This window comes from Halomonas sp. NYA30, from assembly GCF_976980765.1.
Genome location: NZ_OZ334477.1, coordinates 2,213,942 through 2,231,624, shown reverse-complemented (window position 1 = coordinate 2,231,624; position 17,683 = coordinate 2,213,942). Strand labels below are relative to the sequence as shown.

At 56.1% G+C, this 17,683-nt stretch carries 16 protein-coding genes; 4 read left to right on the top strand and 12 right to left on the bottom strand.

Annotation, left to right across the window (positions count from 1 at the left end; all coding sequences use genetic code 11):
- Positions 1-121 precede the first annotated feature (121 nt).
- Genes ACWI0H_RS10240 through ACWI0H_RS10205 form a run of 8 tightly spaced genes read right to left on the bottom strand, consistent with a single transcriptional unit; the run spans position 122 to position 10,105 of the window.
- Positions 122-481, bottom strand: coding sequence for a putative zinc-binding protein (locus ACWI0H_RS10240; RefSeq protein ID WP_485876075.1), 360 nt, complete (start codon positions 479-481; stop codon positions 122-124).
- Between the two features lie 52 nt (positions 482-533).
- Positions 534-1,796 carry a molybdopterin molybdotransferase MoeA gene (locus tag ACWI0H_RS10235; protein WP_485876074.1) on the bottom strand — a complete coding sequence of 421 codons (1,263 nt, stop codon included), beginning with the start codon at positions 1,794-1,796 and terminating at the stop codon, positions 534-536.
- A complete protein-coding gene (gene moaB, locus ACWI0H_RS10230) occupies positions 1,793-2,365 on the bottom strand; it encodes a molybdenum cofactor biosynthesis protein B (RefSeq protein ID WP_485876073.1) in 573 nt (190 codons plus the stop codon). Before moaB ends, ACWI0H_RS10235 begins: the two co-directional genes overlap by 4 nt.
- A gap of 35 nt (positions 2,366-2,400) precedes the next feature.
- A complete protein-coding gene (locus ACWI0H_RS10225; protein ID WP_485876072.1) occupies positions 2,401-3,222 on the bottom strand; it encodes a peptidylprolyl isomerase in 822 nt (273 codons plus the stop codon).
- A 39-nt stretch (positions 3,223-3,261) separates the two neighbouring features.
- The gene (gene narI, locus ACWI0H_RS10220) at positions 3,262-3,945 is read right to left on the bottom strand and encodes a respiratory nitrate reductase subunit gamma (RefSeq protein ID WP_062362493.1); all 684 of its coding nucleotides are present in this window, start codon (positions 3,943-3,945) and stop codon (positions 3,262-3,264) included.
- 13 nt (positions 3,946-3,958) lie between these two features.
- Positions 3,959-4,771, bottom strand: coding sequence for a nitrate reductase molybdenum cofactor assembly chaperone (gene narJ / locus ACWI0H_RS10215; protein WP_485876071.1), 813 nt, complete (start codon positions 4,769-4,771; stop codon positions 3,959-3,961).
- Complete coding sequence (gene narH / locus ACWI0H_RS10210) at positions 4,764-6,326, bottom strand: nitrate reductase subunit beta (protein ID WP_485876070.1); 1,563 nt, start codon at positions 6,324-6,326, stop codon at positions 4,764-4,766. The genes narJ and narH overlap by 8 nt, the downstream gene beginning before the upstream one ends.
- Positions 6,323-10,105 carry a nitrate reductase subunit alpha gene (locus tag ACWI0H_RS10205; RefSeq protein ID WP_485876069.1) on the bottom strand — a complete coding sequence of 1,261 codons (3,783 nt, stop codon included), beginning with the start codon at positions 10,103-10,105 and terminating at the stop codon, positions 6,323-6,325. The genes narH and ACWI0H_RS10205 overlap by 4 nt, the downstream gene beginning before the upstream one ends.
- 312 nt (positions 10,106-10,417) lie before the next feature.
- Between ACWI0H_RS10205 and ACWI0H_RS10200 the strand changes: the two genes are divergently transcribed.
- The gene (locus ACWI0H_RS10200; RefSeq protein WP_485876068.1) at positions 10,418-10,864 is read left to right on the top strand and encodes an Rrf2 family transcriptional regulator; all 447 of its coding nucleotides are present in this window, start codon (positions 10,418-10,420) and stop codon (positions 10,862-10,864) included.
- A 6-nt stretch (positions 10,865-10,870) separates the two neighbouring features.
- Here ACWI0H_RS10200 and ACWI0H_RS10195 read toward each other — a convergent pair whose 3' ends face one another.
- Positions 10,871-12,082 (bottom strand): NnrS family protein, encoded by a 1,212-nt coding sequence (locus tag ACWI0H_RS10195; protein ID WP_485876067.1) that lies wholly within the window; start codon positions 12,080-12,082, stop codon positions 10,871-10,873.
- A gap of 156 nt (positions 12,083-12,238) precedes the next feature.
- On the opposite strand from ACWI0H_RS10195, the gene hmpA reads away from it, so the two are divergent.
- Complete coding sequence (hmpA, locus tag ACWI0H_RS10190; RefSeq protein ID WP_485876066.1) at positions 12,239-13,411, top strand: NO-inducible flavohemoprotein; 1,173 nt, start codon at positions 12,239-12,241, stop codon at positions 13,409-13,411.
- Between the two features lie 82 nt (positions 13,412-13,493).
- Here the strand turns inward: hmpA and ACWI0H_RS10185 are convergent, their stop codons facing one another.
- The 3 genes from ACWI0H_RS10185 to ACWI0H_RS10175 all read right to left on the bottom strand — a co-directional run bounded on the left by ACWI0H_RS10185 (position 13,494) and on the right by ACWI0H_RS10175 (position 14,924).
- Positions 13,494-13,880, bottom strand: coding sequence for a SirB2 family protein (locus ACWI0H_RS10185; RefSeq protein ID WP_485876065.1), 387 nt, complete (start codon positions 13,878-13,880; stop codon positions 13,494-13,496).
- Between the two features lie 11 nt (positions 13,881-13,891).
- On the bottom strand, positions 13,892-14,284 hold the full coding sequence (locus ACWI0H_RS10180) for a ribonucleotide reductase subunit alpha (RefSeq protein WP_485876064.1): 393 nt from the start codon (positions 14,282-14,284) through the stop codon (positions 13,892-13,894).
- A gap of 70 nt (positions 14,285-14,354) precedes the next feature.
- The gene (locus ACWI0H_RS10175) at positions 14,355-14,924 is read right to left on the bottom strand and encodes a hypothetical protein (RefSeq protein ID WP_485876063.1); all 570 of its coding nucleotides are present in this window, start codon (positions 14,922-14,924) and stop codon (positions 14,355-14,357) included.
- 176 nt (positions 14,925-15,100) lie between these two features.
- Between ACWI0H_RS10175 and ACWI0H_RS10170 the strand changes: the two genes are divergently transcribed.
- Both ACWI0H_RS10170 and narL read left to right on the top strand, forming a co-directional pair.
- The gene (locus ACWI0H_RS10170; protein ID WP_485876062.1) at positions 15,101-16,999 is read left to right on the top strand and encodes a type IV pili methyl-accepting chemotaxis transducer N-terminal domain-containing protein; all 1,899 of its coding nucleotides are present in this window, start codon (positions 15,101-15,103) and stop codon (positions 16,997-16,999) included.
- Positions 16,999-17,667 carry a two-component system response regulator NarL gene (narL, locus tag ACWI0H_RS10165; protein WP_101146343.1) on the top strand — a complete coding sequence of 223 codons (669 nt, stop codon included), beginning with the start codon at positions 16,999-17,001 and terminating at the stop codon, positions 17,665-17,667. The genes ACWI0H_RS10170 and narL overlap by 1 nt, the downstream gene beginning before the upstream one ends.
- Positions 17,668-17,683 lie beyond the last annotated feature (16 nt).

Below are 17,683 nucleotides of genomic sequence, written 5' to 3'. Positions count from 1 at the left end.
CACGCCTTGCATCGAAAAAACCATCAAGACGACTACCTAATAAAGCATACCGAAATGACTAGTGATATGACTGAAGTCACATTGCAGTGCATTTAGAAGGTGGCAGAGCTCAGTGAAGACTTTAACGAGCGCCTTTCACTTCAGCGGTAATCTCTTCAATGGTTTCCTCATCATAAAACTGGCCCCGTCGCTTGCGCAGGCCGTTCTCATACAGCTTGACGTGCTCAGTGGGTATAACGCCCGCTTTGGAAAGACAGTGGCTGGCGCAATGCATCTGACACCCATCAATAGCTACGATAGGCCGCCCGGAGCGGGCGATGCGCACCAAGCCGGGCACGCCACCGCCGACACCAGCAATGCAGGACATTTCTGCCTCTCCTGCATGATCAAGACGCAGAGCAACACTATTGCCCAGTTGCGCCACATCAGAACAGCCGGAGCAGGCATAAATCAGTGTGCGCGGTTTATGATGTGAAGCCATACCCTCTCCTATAAAAGCAAACGACGTCAGTGGTCACGCCAGAAAAAGCGATTCAAGCGGCAAACTGACTGATCGGGTAGTAGAGGTAGGAGTCCCCTTCTATCACGTCGGTGTCAGGATTAACCATTAGATAACCGTGAGCCTGACTCGCCGCGCTGAGCATATGTGAGCCCTGCCCGCCCGCTAACTGCGCGACCGGTGCCCCGTTAGTCCAATCTAGTACCACCCGTAGTAGCTCGCAGCGCCCATGAAGTCCACGCTGAGAAAAGCCCGCTTTTATTGGATAACGCTGTAGAGCCGCTACAACTCTACCTTGCATGGCATGGATAAACGGCAGTGCCAGCAGTTGCCAACCCACCAGGGAGGCCACGGGGTTACCCGGCAGCGCCATTAACGGTGTGGAAGAAAAAGGCTCCGCGCCTAGATAACCGAAAGCAAAGGGCTTCCCTGGCTTCATCGCGACACCATGAAAATGCAGACCGCCGCGCTGCTCGATTACCGGACGAACATGATCCTCTTCGCCTACCGAAACGCCCCCGGTGCACACCACTAAATCTGCAGCGGTTTGAGCGTGCTCAAAGGCCTGATGCAATGACGCCGGCGAATCTGCGATGATACCCAAATCCAGCACGTCGCACTGCGCCTGTGCTAGCAGAACGTTAAGCATGGCGCGATTGCTGTCGTATACCTGCCCCGGTGATCGCGCAGCACCCGGGGGAATCAGTTCATCGCCGGTTGAGAGTATTGCCACCCGCAGGCGCCGTTTAACGGTCACAGCACTTATCCCATGGCTTGCCAGCAGCGCAATCGACGCGGCACCAAGCAACGTACCCGCGGCGAGTAGCGGGGTTCCCATGCGGGTCTCCTCACCCTGGCGGCGAATGTTAGCGCCTAGCGCCAAGTTACCCTCAAGGTGTATATGCCCGTGCTGATCAAGGGTGACCCGCTCTTGAGGCACCACAATATCCGCTCCTAAGGGTACTGGTGCGCCGGTAAAAATACGCGCGCAGCCTCCTTTCGGTAGCAGCATGACGCCTGCGCCCGCCGGTACGCGTTGAAGAATGGGTAAGCCTGCACCGGGAAGTGCCGCTTGGTAATCAGCTAGGCACAGCGCGTAACCATCCATAGCGCTATTATTCACACCCGGCATATCGAGAGGTGCGACCAGCGTTTCTGCCAGCACTCGCCCCGCCGATTGTTCAAGGGTGGTGTTTTCTACTGCATTAATGGGCGTGGCGGCGTCGATAAGCCGTTGGCGTGCAACAAACAGCTCTAACAAGCCGGGCGTGACGATTTCTGCACAGTGACAGTTCATAAGTGCTCCACCTCATTGGAAGAGGTCGCTCGTCCACTACACGGGTTCGCTGAAGGAAGTACCATGGCGGCGAAGTTGCAGGGCCGAGTGCGGGAGTCCAGCTGCAAAGCGATAATGTTGTCCCACGCCAAGGCACACGCTTTGGGTGAGCCGGGCATGGCAAACATCATCGTTCGGTTGGCCACCCCCGCGACGGCGCGAGACTGGATCGTCGCTGTGCCGACTGTCTTCAGGGAGTAGTGGCGGAACAGCTCTCCATACCCTTCAATCGCTTTGTCGAACAGCGGTATCAACGCCTCGGGAGTGGTATCCCTGGCGGTAAAGCCAGTGCCGCCATTAACCAGAATCGCGTGGATATCTGTTCGCGCAATCCACTCCGAGACCACAGCACGAACCTGATAGATATCATCAGGAACGATGCGTCTCTCCACCAGGGTATGGCCGCTTTCGCTCAGATGTTCAACCAGTAGGTCACCGCTGCCATCTTCATCGAAACCACGCGTATCGGAAACCGTTAGCACCGCGATGCCAAGCGGAGTGAAAAGTGCATTTACAGGAACATGGGACATCAAGCCTCTCCTATTAGCTTTGCTATTGCTTCAAACTATTGCATCAAGCTGCCGCCAGCATCGTCATCCAGAACAATTCCTTCGACGCCTATTTCGCTTTCCAGCGCCAGCAAATAGTGGCGCAATGCGCGTCGCGTCGCCTGCTCGCGCAGGCTGTGACGCACTCGGTCGGCCACCTGATCGAAAGGTAACGCCCGCCCTTCACGCCGTTCGTCAATGATTACTACATGCCAGCCATAGCGAGACGCCAAGGGGCGCTCATGAAGGCCTTCGGGCAGGTGCTGCAAAGCGCGATCCAACTCTGGAACAGTCTGCCCTGATACCAGCCAGCCCAAATCGCCATCCATCTCTTTTGAAGGGCACGCGGAGTGGTGTTGAGCAAATTCGGCAAACCGCTCGGGTATGGAATTAAGTTCTTTAAGCAGTTTTTCGCCAAGCTGGTACGCGTCGTCGCGGCCCTGGGAGTCATCCGGCGCTGCCGCAAGCAGGATATGCCGAACGCGCAACTGAACCGGTTCACTGAAGCGCTCACGGTGGGTGTCGAAAAAGCGCTGGCAATCGGCTTCCCCCGGTTCGGGCACCTCAAGCTCCTGTTCGAGCAAGGCGGCAATCGCTGCATCCTCCTGCGCTTCGCTGGCTTCCTGTGCCGATAGTAGACCCAGGACGTTAGCTCGCTGGCGCAGCAGCTCTCTAACCACCAGCGCACGAGCCGCCTGAAGCTGGGCCTCCCCCGCCGTTTCGGCGGGGTGGTACTGCATCTCTAACGCAATCGTTGCTTCATCAATACTGGCGTCGCCGACACGTACCGGAGGCGGAGCGACACCTCCTGGTAGTTGTTCGATATCAATCATCTGCATGTTATTTCTCCTCTAGGCCTAGGCAAGCACAGTAAGTGTTTAGGCGCGACGGCGGACAAGCTGATACCGCCGGGTCACATAGCCAAACGGTACGCTCCACACATGCACCAAGCGCGAGAAGGGGAACAGCAGGATGATGGTTAGGCCGATAAAGATATGCAGTTTGTAGATCCACGACACTTCCTGCATGTAATCCGCCGCACCGCCGCTAAAGAAGACTATCGACTGTGCCCAGCTGGAGAGCGTCAGCATCATTTCACCGTCCATATGGCCTAGCGAGAAGATGATGGTCACCATACCCAGGCACGCCTGTAAAACGATTAAACCCAGGATCAAAGTATCCATCATGCTCGACGACGCCTTTACGCGTGGATTGACCACACGCCGATAGAGCAACATGGCGCCGCCCACCACGCACATGGCACCGGCGATACCGCCGACCACAATGGCAATCAACTGCTTAGTGCCAGCATGTAGGAAAGGCGCGTAGACCCAGTGCGGCGTGAGCATGCCCACCAAATGACCGAAGAAGATGACGATAATCCCGATATGGAACAGGTTGCTGGCCAGGCGCATGTTTTTTGAGGACAGCATTTGGCTGGAGCCGGTCTTCCAGGTGAACTGGCCTTGGTCGTAACGCATAAGACTGCCGACCAAGAACACCGTACCGGCCAGATAGGGGTAATAGCCGTAGATAAGATGTTGCAGGTACTCTATGAACATGGCGATTCTCCTTTTAGCGATCGGCCACAGTTGAAGAAGGGGAAGCGCTCCAGGCGGACGGCATGATTTTGACGGGGTCGCGGTGCACTGTATTTTTGCGCTCGGCCAAGCGACGCCCTTCGGCAGACTGCAGAGCGCAATCTTCATCAGAAGTCGCCGAGAAGCGCACTGCCTCTTCTTCCCATACGGCGTCCAAGGCTTCGGGGGTGTTATCAGGCACTTCTTTCTTGACCTGGGGCCGATGCTCCTCAACATCACCCTCGGCACCGATTAACGCCAACAGTGACAACGGTACCAGCGCGTGATCCGCTCCCCGCTCCTCCAGCCGTGCCGTCAGCAACGCCAGAATATGGCGTATTTCGCCCAGCCAGCGGCCGATCTCGGCTTCATCGCACAGCGAAAGGTATTCAAGAAACACCGGTAGATGATCGGGCAGTTCACGGGCATCCAGCTCGAACCCGTCCGCGCTGTACTCGGCCATAAGATCCACCATGGCCTGACCACGGTCACGGGACTCGCCGTGAACGTGCTCAAATAGCAGCAGCGACGTAGCGCGCCCCTTATCAAACATGGCGACATACTCGGCCTGCAGCTCAAGCAAGTCGCCATCGTTAAGTCGCTGACACCACTCCATTAATGACGACTTGATAGCCGCCCCCAGGCGGCGCTCGGCATTGAGGATTTCGATAAGCTCGCCACAGGCGTCCTGCAGTTCCTGGGTCGGGTAATCGAGCAGGCGGGCCAGTACGCGTAGGCTACGCATACCCTGTAGCGGTTCGAACGACGGCTCTACCAGGGTCGGCGATTGGGTAGCGGCTTCAGTCATGACGAGACTCCTCAAGTTGTGGCTGCGGGTCGAAGACCTCTACCGGTTTTACCAACACGCTGGTCTGCTTACGGCCATTAAACAGGCTGGGCTGGCTCTCACCGTGGCAACCATCACCAAAGGTAAAGCCGCATCCTCCCCGTTCAGGGAAGGCTTCGGTGGCCATTTCCCGATGGCTGGTGGGGATCACGAAACGATCCTCATAGTTGGCAATGGCAAGGTAGCGGTACATCTCCTCTACTTGGGCGACGCTGAGCCCCACGGCATCGAGCACTTCGGCGTTGGGGGCACCCTCCACATGCTTGCCGCGCATGTAAACGCGCATCGCCATTAAGCGCTTGAGTGCCAACACCACGGGCGCCTCTTCGCCGGCAGTCAACAGGTTAGCCAGGTACTTCACCGGGATACGCAGCGATTCGATCTTGGGCAGGATGCCGTCGAACTCGACATGCCCCGCCTCGGCGGCAGATTGAATCGGCGACAGCGGCGGCACGTACCACACCATCGGCAGCGTGCGGTATTCCGGGTGCAGCGGCAGCGCCAATCCCCAGTCGATCGCCATCTTGTAAACCGGGGAGGCCTGGGCGGCTTTGATGACGTTATCCTGGATGCCATCCCGCTTGGCCTGGGCAATCACTTCCGGATCGTTGGGATCTAGAAAAATCTCACACTGGCGGTGGTAGAGGTCACGCTCATCCGGTGAGTTTGCCACTTCCTCGATACGATCAGCGTCATATAGCAGCACGCCGAGATAGCGAATGCGGCCCACACAGGTCTCGGAGCAAATAGTCGGCTGACCGGCCTCGATACGCGGGTAGCAGAAGATACATTTTTCGGACTTACCGCTTTTCCAGTTGTAGTAGATCTTTTTGTAGGGGCAGCCGGAGATACACATCCGCCAGCCACGGCACTTGTCCTGGTCAATTAGAACGATGCCGTCCTCTTCCCGCTTGTAGATCGCACCGCTGGGGCAGCTGGCTACGCAGGTGGGGTTCAAGCAGTGCTCGCAGAGACGCGGCAGGTACATCATGAAGGTGTTTTCAAACTGGCCGTAAATATCTGCCTGCACCTTGTCGAAGTTGGCGTCTTTGCGCCGCTTGGCGAACTCGGTGCCGAGGACCTCTTCCCAGTTCGGGCCCCATTCGATCTTTTTCATGCGCTGACCGGAAATCAGCGAGCGCGGACGCGCCACCGGCTGGTGCTCGCCGATCTTGGCGGTATGCAGGTGTTGGTAGTCGAAAGTGAACGGCTCATAGTAGTCATCCATCTCGGGCAGGTCGGGGTTGGCGAAAATGTTCGCCAGCACCCGCCACTTGCCACCAATACGCGGTTCAATGCGGCCGTCGTTACGGCGCATCCAGCCGCCCTTCCACTTGGCCTGGTTCTCCCACTCTTTGGGATAGCCGATACCGGGCTTGGTCTCGACATTGTTGAACCAGGCGTACTCCATACCTTCGCGACTGGTCCAGACATTTTTGCAGGTCACCGAACAGGTGTGGCAACCGATACACTTATCAAGGTTGAGAACCATGCCTACCTGGGAACGAATTTTCATTTCACGGCCTCCTGAACGCTGTCATTGCCTTCACCATCCAGCCAGTCAACGTGTTTCATCTTGCGCACTAGCACGAACTCATCGCGATTTGAGCCGACGGTGCCGTAGTAATTAAAACTGTAAGAGAGCTGTGCGTAGCCGCCGATCATATGGGTGGGCTTGGGGCAAACACGGGTGACCGAGTTGTGGATACCGCCCCGTGTACCGGTTATCTCAGAGCCAGGAACGTTTACGTTGCGCTCCTGGGCATGGTACATCATCACCATACCCACCTTGACCCGCTGGCTGACCACTGCCCGCGCGGCAATCGAGCCGTTGGCGTTGTAGACCTCGATCCAGTCGTTGTCCTCGATATCGATCTCAGCCGCGTCAGCCTCGGAGAGCCACACCACCGGGCCGCCGCGGTTAAGCGTCAACATCAGCAGGTTGTCCGAGTAAGTGGAGTGGATGCCCCACTTCTGGTGCGGCGTGAGGAAGTTCAGCGCCTTGCTCTTGAAGCCGTTGTCGGCGGGAAGCTGGAAGCCTTTGGCCGCTTTGGTATCGATGGGCGGACGATAGACCAGCAGGCTTTCGCCGAACGCGCGCATCCAGGCATGATCCTGATAGAACTGCTGACGACCACTCACAGTGCGCCATGGGATCAGCTCGTGAACGTTGGTATAACCGGCGTTATAAGAGACATGCTCATCCTCGAGACCAGACCAGGTCGGGCTGGAGATGATTTTGCGCGGCTGGGCGACAATATCGCGAAAGCGAATTTTTTCTTCATGCTTAGGCGTTGCCAGGTGAGTATGGTCACGCCCGGTAATCTTGGAGAGTGCATCCCACGCTTTTACTGCTACGGCGCCGTTGGTTTCCGGTGCCAGGGTGAGAATCATCTCGGCGGCATCGATAGCACTATCGATCAACGGACGCCCTTTATGCGGGCCATCCAGCTTGCGATGGTTTAGTTTGCCCAACAGCTCGACTTCAGCATCGGTATTCCAAGCGATACCCTTGCCGCCGTTGCCGATGCTTTCCAGCAGCGGCCCAACGGAGGTGAAGCGCTCATAGGTTTCGGGATAGTTACGCTTGACTTCAATCAGCGACGGCATGGTCTTGCCGGGAATCGGCGCGCATTCGCCCTTCTTCCAATCCATCACCGCCGGCTGGGCCAACTCTCCTGGCGAGTCGTGCTGCATCGGTAGCGTGACCAGGTCGGTCTCTTCGCCCAGGTGGCCTACACACACCTTGGAAAACGCCTTGGCAATACCCTTGTAAATATCCCAGTCGCTGCGCGATTCCCAGGCCGGGTCGGTGGCGGCAGTCAACGGGTGAATAAAGGGGTGCATGTCAGAAGTGTTAAGGTCGTCCTTCTCATACCAGGTCGCCGTTGGCAGCACGATATCCGAGTAGAGGCAGGTGGTGGACATGCGGAAATCCAGCGTCACCAGCAGGTCGAGCTTGCCTTCCGGCGCCTCGTCACGCCATACCACTTCTTCGGGCTTCTGGCCGCCGAAGTCGCCCAGGTCTTTGCCCTGAATACCGTGACGAGTACCCAGCAGGTACTTGAGCATATACTCATGGCCCTTACCGGAACTGCCCAGCAGGTTGGAGCGCCAGATGAACATATTGCGCGGGAAGTTCTCTGGCGCATCCGGATCTTCCGCTGCAAAGCGCAGTTCACCGCTCTTGAGCTGCGCAGCGGCATAGTCGGCTGTCGACATACCCGCGGCTTCGGCTTTTTTGGCCAGGCGTAGCGGGTTAGTGTCCAGTTGAGGTGCTGACGGCAGCCAGCCCATGCGCTCAGCGCGCACGTTAAAGTCGATCAGGCTACCGGGGTAATCCTCGGCCTTGGCCAACGGCGAAAGAATTTCTTTAATCTCAAGCTTCTCGTAGCGCCACTGGGAGGAGTGGTTATAGAAGAACGAGGTAGAGTTCATATGACGTGGCGGACGCTGCCAATCAAGGCCAAAGGCTAGCGGGGTCCAGCCCGTCTGCGGGCGCAATTTCTCCTGACCCACATAGTGAGCCCAGCCGCCACCGCTCTGACCGATACAACCACACATGACCAACATGTTAATCAGGCCGCGGTAGTTCATATCCATGTGGTACCAGTGGTTCATACCGGCACCAACGATGATCATGCTACGGCCGTTGGTTTTATGGGCGTTGTCGGCAAACTCCCGGGCAATACGAGTGCACTGCTCTGCCGAGACACCGGTGATTTTCTCCTGCCACGCGGGGGTATAGGGGCGAATCTGATCAAACGAGGTCGCGCCATCATCTTCGCCGTCGCCGACAAAGCCACGGTCGATACCGTAGTTGGCACACATCAGATCAAAAACGGTGACCGCCAGCATGTCGCTGCCATCGGCTCTCTTCAAGCGTTTGGCGGGCAAATTGTGGAACAGTAGGTCATCGGCGGCGCCGACGCCGGCCCCTTTTACGTGCTCAAAGTGCTCGTGCTCGATGCCACCGAAGTAAGGGAACGCCACGCGAGCGACGCTATCGTGGTGGTTGACCAAACTGAGTAACGGCTTGATTTCGGTGCCTGCGGCATCCAGCGATTCCAGGTTCCATTTGCCCACTTCATCGCCGGTCTCACCCCAGCGGAAGCCGATGGAGCCGCGCGGTACCACCAGCTGGTCACGGGTTTCGTCCCAGGCAACGGTTTTCCACTCGGGATTGTTTTCTTGGCCCAGCGCGGTGTCGAAATCACTGGCACGCAGTTGGCGGCCAGGCGCAAAGCTGCCGTCTTCGCGCGCCTCCAACTCAACCAAAAACGGCATGTCGGTATAGCGCCGTACATAGTCAGTGAAGTAAGCACTCGGGTTATCGAGGTGGAACTCTTTGAGGATGACATGGCCCATGGCCATCGCCAGGGCGGCATCGGTGCCCTGCTTGGCGGACAGCCATTCGTCGGTCAGTTTGGAAACCTCGGCATAATCCGGGGTGATCGAAACCGTCTTGGTGCCCTTGTAACGTACTTCGGTAAAGAAGTGGGCATCCGGGGTACGCGTCTGGGGTACGTTGGAGCCCCAGGCGATAATGTAGCCGGAGTTGTACCAGTCAGCGGACTCGGGAACGTCGGTCTGCTCGCCCCAGGTCATTGGCGAGGCCGGCGGCAAGTCACAGTACCAGTCGTAGAAGCTCATGCAGACGCCACCAATCAGCGACAAGTAGCGGCTACCCGCTGCGTAGCTGACCATCGACATGGCCGGAATCGGCGAGAAGCCGATGATACGGTCGGGGCCGTACTGCTTCGCGGTGTACACGTTAGAGGCCGCGACCAGCTCGTTGAGCTCGTCCCAGTTACCGCGAACGAAGCCGCCCATGCCGCGAGCACGCTTGTACTGTTTGGTTTTGGCGGGGTCTTCGACAATAGACGCCCAGGCGTCGACCGGGTCTGGGTTAGCCTTGAGCGCTTCGCGCCATAGCGCCAGCAGCGGCTTGCGCACTAAGGGGTACTTGAGTCGGTTGGCGCTGTACAGATACCAGGAGTAGCTGGCACCGCGTGGGCAGCCACGCGGTTCATGGTTAGGCAGATCAGGACGGGTGCGCGGATAGTCGGTCTGCTGGGTTTCCCAGGTAACCAAACCGTTCTTAACGTAGATTTTCCAGCTACAGGAGCCGGTACAGTTCACCCCATGGGTGCTGCGTACCACTTTGTCGTGCTGCCAGCGGGCACGATAACTATCTTCCCACTGGCGGGATTCGCTGCGTAGTTCACCGTGTTCGTTGGCAAAAGGCTCGCGGGACTTGCGGAAGAAATTCAGCCGATCTATGAAGTGACTCATGGTCGATCTCCAGGCTCCTCGGAAATTTGCATACCCGACAGCGCGGGTTCCATGGAGTGGATTCTGCGTGATCGACAAGCGAATTACTGCGTAATTACCTCCAAATACACCCTGTCTACCCCCAAGGTGATAGAGCGTCCAACGGAAAGGAATAGACGGTTGGCGCTATTGAAATTACACCGTGCGCTAATGCTTGCTGTAGCAAAGCTGTATAGGCTCGCAGGCCTTCAATCACGTTTACATTGCAACTCACTGAACATTCATACAACATACTTTTTATAGCTGAATTACTCTCGGAGCAAAACGCACTCCATGCATCTCACCCGATTCACCGATTATTCGATACGCGTATTGATCTTTCTTGCTACCAAGGGGGAGGAGCGCTCTACGATTAATGAAATTGCCGAGACGTTTAATATCTCACGCAATCATTTGATGAAAATCGTTCAGGAGCTGAGTCAAAAGAACTACGTTACCGCTATTCGTGGCAAGAATGGAGGCCTACTGCTGACACGTGATCCTGCAACCATTGGGTTAGGCGAGCTAGTACGCGAGATGGAAAACGACATGGCTTTAGTGGAGTGCTTTCATAGCGACAACGCCTGCATCATTACGCCGGCATGTCGCCTTCAACCGATTCTTAATGATGCACTGTCAGCATTTCTAGGTGTGCTCGACCACTATACGTTGGCCGACCTCCTGGGCAATCAACGCTCTCAACTGGCGCAACTTATGCGCATTCCTACTGTCACCGCTTAGCACTCACTAGCCATCCTGCCCGTCGACTCGCGCCTGCATTAACGGCCAAGTGTAATGCACTAGGAATATTGCGTAGGCTACACACCAGAAGATGATGCTTAGCGTGTAGGTCCAGTGGGTAATCTGGGGAAATATCGCCAAGACGGGTGAGCGCACCAAGGCGGCTATTAGCATGAAGCCCAGCGCCACACCCATACCGGGCAGGGTGCGTATGGGGCGGCCCGTATGACCTAGCGAAATCCTGGCCATCATAGCCAGCATCATGGCACCCATGCCACCTATGGTCAGGGCATGTATAGCAAGCTCTGTACGTATCAGCCCCATTAGTGCCAAGACCCACATAATTAGCCCTAGCGGGATGCAGGCGTAGCTACTGTGGAGTCCCCAAAGTAAAGGTTCGCGCCAGCTGTGCAGCCCACCCCAGCGCGCCATGCGAACAGTATTGGCCAACGCTGCTAAGAGCATCACCCCGCCGATTAATGACGCAGGAATGGCAACACCCAGCATGATAACCAACTGCAGCACGACAACCCCAGCCGTGCTAGCCAGCGTCACTCCTTCAAGTAAAGCAATAGGTTCAGGTTTGGTGCGTCCCAAACGGTTCGCAGTAAACATGCCAATCACGCGTCCGCCAACGACTGTCATCATCAGTGTGATTAACAGCACGGCTAAGTAGGCGGCTTGGCGGATAAGCTCAGCGTCACCCTGTATCACCCCTAAGTGCATCGCCAGATTAGCCGTGGCAAACAACAGCAGCACAGGTATAAAGATCAAGTTGCGCCACCGCTTTGCAGTGATGACCAGATGCGCCATAACAATGGCGACCACCGGCAGAAACACAAGATCAACCGCCAGCAGCAGCCATCCCGGCAAACCCATAGGAAAAGCCATCAGCACCCTACCCAATAGCCATAACATCACCAGACCCAGTAGCGGCACGCCGCTTAAGCTCGGCAACCCAGTCCAGTTACGCACAGCAGTTAGTAAAAACCCCGCTACCACTGCCGCAGCAAAACCAAACAACATTTCATGCTGATGCCAGAACACCAAGCCGCCATAAGGGCGCAGCAAAATAGTGCCATGCCAGAAGCCCAACCACACCAATAGGGACGCCACACTAAACAGCGCGGCCAACAGAAAGAAAGGCCTAAAAGCCAGGCGCATTAATGGCAGATGTTCAGGTTTAGAAGCAGGTTGGGATGAAGTGGTCATTGGCATGGCATGATCCCGACTAAATTACTTGGAAATATAATTGTGCGCCTAGCTATCAACAAAGACTATGACATGCATCAAAAATACATCTTATGCTAGCATTTATAGATCCGCAGCATTAAGATTCATTTTAAATACTTCTTAATAAGCGAGGGATTAACAGTGCTAACACATGAGCAGGAAAAACTGATCAACGCAACAGCTCCCGTTGTGGCCGAACACCTGAATGCGATTACCCAGCGCTTCTATCCGCTGATGTTTACCCGCTACCCAGAGGTCAAACCGCTCTTTAATGAGGTTCATCAGCAAAGCGGTGGTCAGCCCCGAGCCTTGGCCAACGCCGTGTTGGCCTATGTTCAACTACGCAGCAACCCAGCTCAGGCGCGCGCCACGCTGGATATTGTGGTCAGTAAACATGTCTCGCTAGGCATTCTTCCCGAGCAGTACCCCATCGTCGGTGAATGTTTGCTGGCGGCAATTGGTGAAGTGCTGGGTGAAGCTGTCACCCCGGAAATCGCCGATGCCTGGGGCGCTCTATATAACGAGCTTGCCGCTCTGTTAATCGACCTCGAAGACCAGCGCTACCGTGAGTTTGAGCAGCGCCCGGGCGGATGGCGCGGCACACGCCGTTTCAAGATTGCCAGTACCCAGCAGGAAAGTGCTTTAATTCGCTCTTTTATCCTTGAGCCCGAGGATGGAGGCCGTGTGGCTGACCATGAGCCAGGTCAGTATATCGGTGTACGTCTAACCATTAATGGCGAGCTGGTTTATCGGCATTACAGCCTCTCAGACACGCCGAATGGCAAAAGCTATCGAATCTCGATCAAACGTGAAGAACAGGGCCAAGTCAGTCGTCATTTCCATGATGTCTTACAACCAGGCGATATCTTGGAACTGTTACCGCCAGCAGGTGATCTGACGCTGATTGAAGGTGACGAGCCTCTGCTGCTTGCCAGCGGCGGCGTTGGTCAAACGCCCCTGCTTCCCATGGCGCGCCATGCCTTATCCCTTGGGCGGCAAGTCATCTATCTACACGCTGCCCTGGATGCCGACCACCAGGCCTTTAAAGGCGAATTAGAGGCGCTGAAGAGCGAGTATCCTCAACATCTTAAGGCTGTCCGTATTCATGAGCGTGGTAACGAAGCCGAACATATTGGTCGTATCGACCGCAGCTTATTAGCTCACTACCTGCCAGACCTTAAGACACGCTGTTATTTCGTGGGCCCTCAAGGATTTATGACGGCGATTAACAGCGCTTTGTCTGAACTGGGTGTCGACGAGGATCGCCGACACTTCGAGCACTTTGGCCCCTCGCGCCCTCTCGAAGCAGCCTGACATCTGCCCTCTGATTAGAGTTTATGGTTTAACGTTTTTGTAATTCTCTCATGAGGCAACAAAGGACGAAATTGCCCAAGACTCATGCTAACCAGGATAAAGGGCTGTGGCGAATAGCGGCCCCCAACATGTAGGCGAAGATGGCCACCGCCACAACGGCGGCTATGGCGCGCGCCTTGGGCGTTGGCCCGCGTTTAATCGCGATGGAGCCAACGCCAATATAGGCCAGCAGCGCCAGCAGTTTGGCGCCAAGCCAAGGAAGCTGCCAGGGCCACACGGAAAGCAACACCATCAAGGTCACCCCCAGCCCCAGCAAGGCCGTGTCGATGAGATGGGGCAGCACCTTGATCCAGCGGGCGTCAAGGTGGGGGCTTTCCCGCACCGACCACCAGGCGCGGACCACGAAAAGCGTAATACTCAGCGCAGCGGCCGTCATGTGCAGGTGCTTGATGAGAAAATAGTGCTCCATAGTAGCCACCCCTAGCCAACGTTAACCGCATCACTGTGATGATTGAAGGCGAGGAAGGCGGTGATATTACCCATTTGCAGCGACTCCATCATGCGCTGGAGCTGCCGTTCAACTTCGGTGTCATCTTCTGGATCGTCCATTGCCGCAGTGAAGACTAGATCCCATTCGATTTCGGTACGGCGAGACTCCTCGACCAACGCCGCCATGCTGCTCAGTTCCTCCGTCGACTTATCTACACATATCACAGGCACCAACACGCCTCCTTCTCCCTGTTCAAAGCGACGGCGCTGCTCGGCATCAGGGAAATCGGGCAGTTCTGCGCGAACGAACACAAACAGCAGCCGCTGGGGCTTAGGTTGTTTACGCGCTTCCTGCAGTAAATCGGCAAACGTTGCTATAGTCATAAAATTGGCCTTATCGCTAGTAATTAAGAATCAATAGGTAAGAATGAGCAGGTAAGACTAGTAGGTGGCGTTACTCGGGTGACTCTACAAAAAGCCATAGCAACAGCATTATCATGAACAGTGGGATCAGCAGACTGAATGGCGCTGCGCGCCAACCATAGGCTTGAACGACCAAGGGCGCCATCCGCAAGGAAAGCCCTACCCCTGCCGCTAAGGCCAGACAAAGTCCCACACAAATATGCACCCAACGACTAGGCATCCAGCCTTTGGCGTGGGCAATACCAGTGGCAATCATCGCGCCTCCTAGCCCAAGCCCAATTCCCACCATCAGAAATTCCCACGGCTGGTTCGCCACCCCGAACCAGCCCAAGGCTAGTGCCAGTCCCAACAGCAGCCACTGCATCAAGCTGCACGTGCAACTTCGACGAGCCAGACACCATGTCGGCCACGCCAACAGAAGGCCACTACCCAGCGGCAGCAACCCATAAACGGGATGAATCGCGAGCAAGGTGTAGAGTGTCCAGCTAGCCACCGCCAGGGAGCTTGCCAGCGGCATGAGCAGCATGGCGACCAGCAGCTGATAGCCATTGACTGGCTGTGTTGATGTCTCCAGCATCGGAGGTGGAACGGGTGAAGGCATAGCGTTTCCCGGCGAGGGTATGAAGACATCAGCAGACATGTAAGAATTGTCTGTAAATACCGGGTGTAGGTCAAAAAGCATCAGAGGTAGTTCAGCTAACCCTAAAGGGATAGCCCTCGTATCAAGATGCAGACAGTACCATACTCCCTTACCTCTTCCGCGCTATCGGAACTACTATGAAATTACTTCAACGTTCCCTGGTGGCTCGCATTATTGCGTCGCTGCTCGCCATTAGCGGTATGGCACTCATCAGCATCACCCTGACCATTGCAATGTCTAACAGCAGCCGTGGTGACGCTGCCGCGATTAATGTCGCCGGCTCATTACGCATGAATGCTTATCAGATCATGGGGGCCTTACAGCGCCTGGAGTATGCCCCCGAGGAAACCAGCGAAGAGCAACTAGCCAGCTTGGTGGCGAGCTTTGATCAGCGTTTGAATGGCACAACCTTACAGCAAACCATCCCAACTGATGACCGCCACGAGCGCCGCCGTCAACTGGAGAAACTCCAGACCTACTGGCAGCACACGCTTCGCCCGGCACTAGAAGTACCGTCCTCCGCTACAGCGCTTGACCTGGATACACTGGAAATGATGATCGTTGCAATGGTCAATGACATCGAAGTGCTAGTGACCTACCTGGAACAGAGCACTGAGGCCAAGGTGCGCCTGCTTGGCATGATACAAGTCCTCTTTTTAGTGCTGATCGCTATTGTGGTCGCAATCGCTCTCTACGATGTTCGCTACAATCTGGTAGTGCCTTTGCGTCAACTGATGGTGCTTGCCCGCGAGGCAGCACATCGTAATTTTAAGCCGCGCTCAGAACTGCGTGGCAATGACGAGCTGGCCTTGCTGGGCCACACCTTTAACAAGATGTCTGCCGAGTTGGCGACCAGCTACGCCGCGTTGGAAGACACCGTATCGCGCAAGAAACAAGAGCTTGAACGCAGTAATCAGGCGCTGCAGGTGATGCACGATGCCAGCCGTTCGCTGTATGGCGGCGGTAACGACCTTTGCTCTAGCGCCGCTCCCATGCTGCGTGAACTGGAAAAGCTGTTGAACATTGGGCCGATACGTCTTTCGCTAAACGACCCTTTTGACCAACGGGAAATGCCGGTACTGGAAACTCACTCGCGTACCCGGCCTGAGTATTGTCGCGACCAGGAATGCCACGCCTGCTTGATTGATCCTCGCCCCCTGGAGTTGGTGGCCAAGAACCAGTCGCAGTGTTTACTGTTACCTATCAGCGTAGGCGATACGCTGCTCGGCACCCTGGAAGTGTGGTATCCCCAGGAGCAGCTCAACGATAGCACCCGTCGCCTGCTTACCATGTTAGCCGACCAACTCGCCACGGCAGTGTACCTGCAGCGGCGTATCGAGGAGCAGCAACACGTCACGCTGATCAACGAGCGAACCATTATTGCGCGCGAACTGCACGACTCTCTAGCGCAATCACTCTCTTATCTCAAGATGCAGGTCGCCCGACTCGAGCGCATGCAGCAGAAAGAAGCCACCCGAGAGGCGCAGTCTGCGGTATTCGACGAGCTACGTACCGGTTTAAACAGTGCTTATCGTCAACTGCGTGAGCTACTCACCACGTTCCGGCTCAAACTTGAGGGGCCGGGGCTGCAATTTGCCTTGCGCCAGACCGTCGAGGAGTTCAGCCAGCGCATGGGGGTAACAGTCGACCTTGACTACGATGTGCCGCCTTACCTACTGAATCCCAATGAAGAAATTCACGTGTTACAGATCATTCGCGAGGCGCTGGCCAATACCCACAAACATGCCAAAGCCCACTGGGCTGGGGTCACAGTGCGTTTCGCCGATGCTCGCCTACTCGTGCGTATTGAGGACGACGGCATCGGCCTGGTAGACGATAATTCTCCGCCGATGCACTACGGTTTGGTGATTATTCGCGACCGTGCCACTACGCTGAACGGGGAGTTGAGCATCGCCAACCGCACCGCAGGAGGTACTGGTATTGAGATACTATTCACTCCGTTGACCGCTCGCTTAATTCAGCAGCAACCTGTTACGGCTGCCCCCGACTCTCACTTAGGTACAGGGACTTCTTAATGATGCTGACCACTGCCAACGATACACCCGCCAGTCTGATGATTATTGACGACCACCCGCTACTACGGCGTGGCGTGATACAGCTGCTTGAACTAGAAGACGATCTTGAATTGGTTGGCGAGACGGGCGACCCAGAAGAAGGCATTGCACTGGCCCTCAAACTTGAGCCTGACCTGGTTTTACTTGATTTAAACATGCCGGGCGTCAATGGCTTAGAAGCCTTGCGCCGCCTGCGGGAAGCCAACTATAGCGGCCGTGTGGTGATGTTCACTGTTTCCGACCATGAGGATGATGTTGTCGCGGCGCTGCGCAACGGTGCCGACGGTTACCTGCTAAAGGATATGGAGCCTGAAGACATGGTTCGCCAGCTGCGTCAGGCTGCTCTCGGCCGCATGGTGATCAGCGAAAGCCTGACCGCCCTACTCGCTGAAGCCCTGCGCAATCAGCGCAATGCGCCCACCACCCCTGATATTCATAGCCTAACGCAGCGTGAACGCGAAATTCTGCAACAGCTCGCTGGCGGGCTCTCCAACAAGCTCATCGCGCGCAAGCTGGATATTACCGAAGGCACGGTCAAGGTTCACGTCAAGCACCTACTAAAAAAGCTCAACTTACGCTCACGTGTCGAAGCCGCCGTCTGGGCAGTCCAGGAAGGTATAGATCACTAGTCAGCTCTCTGTGGTT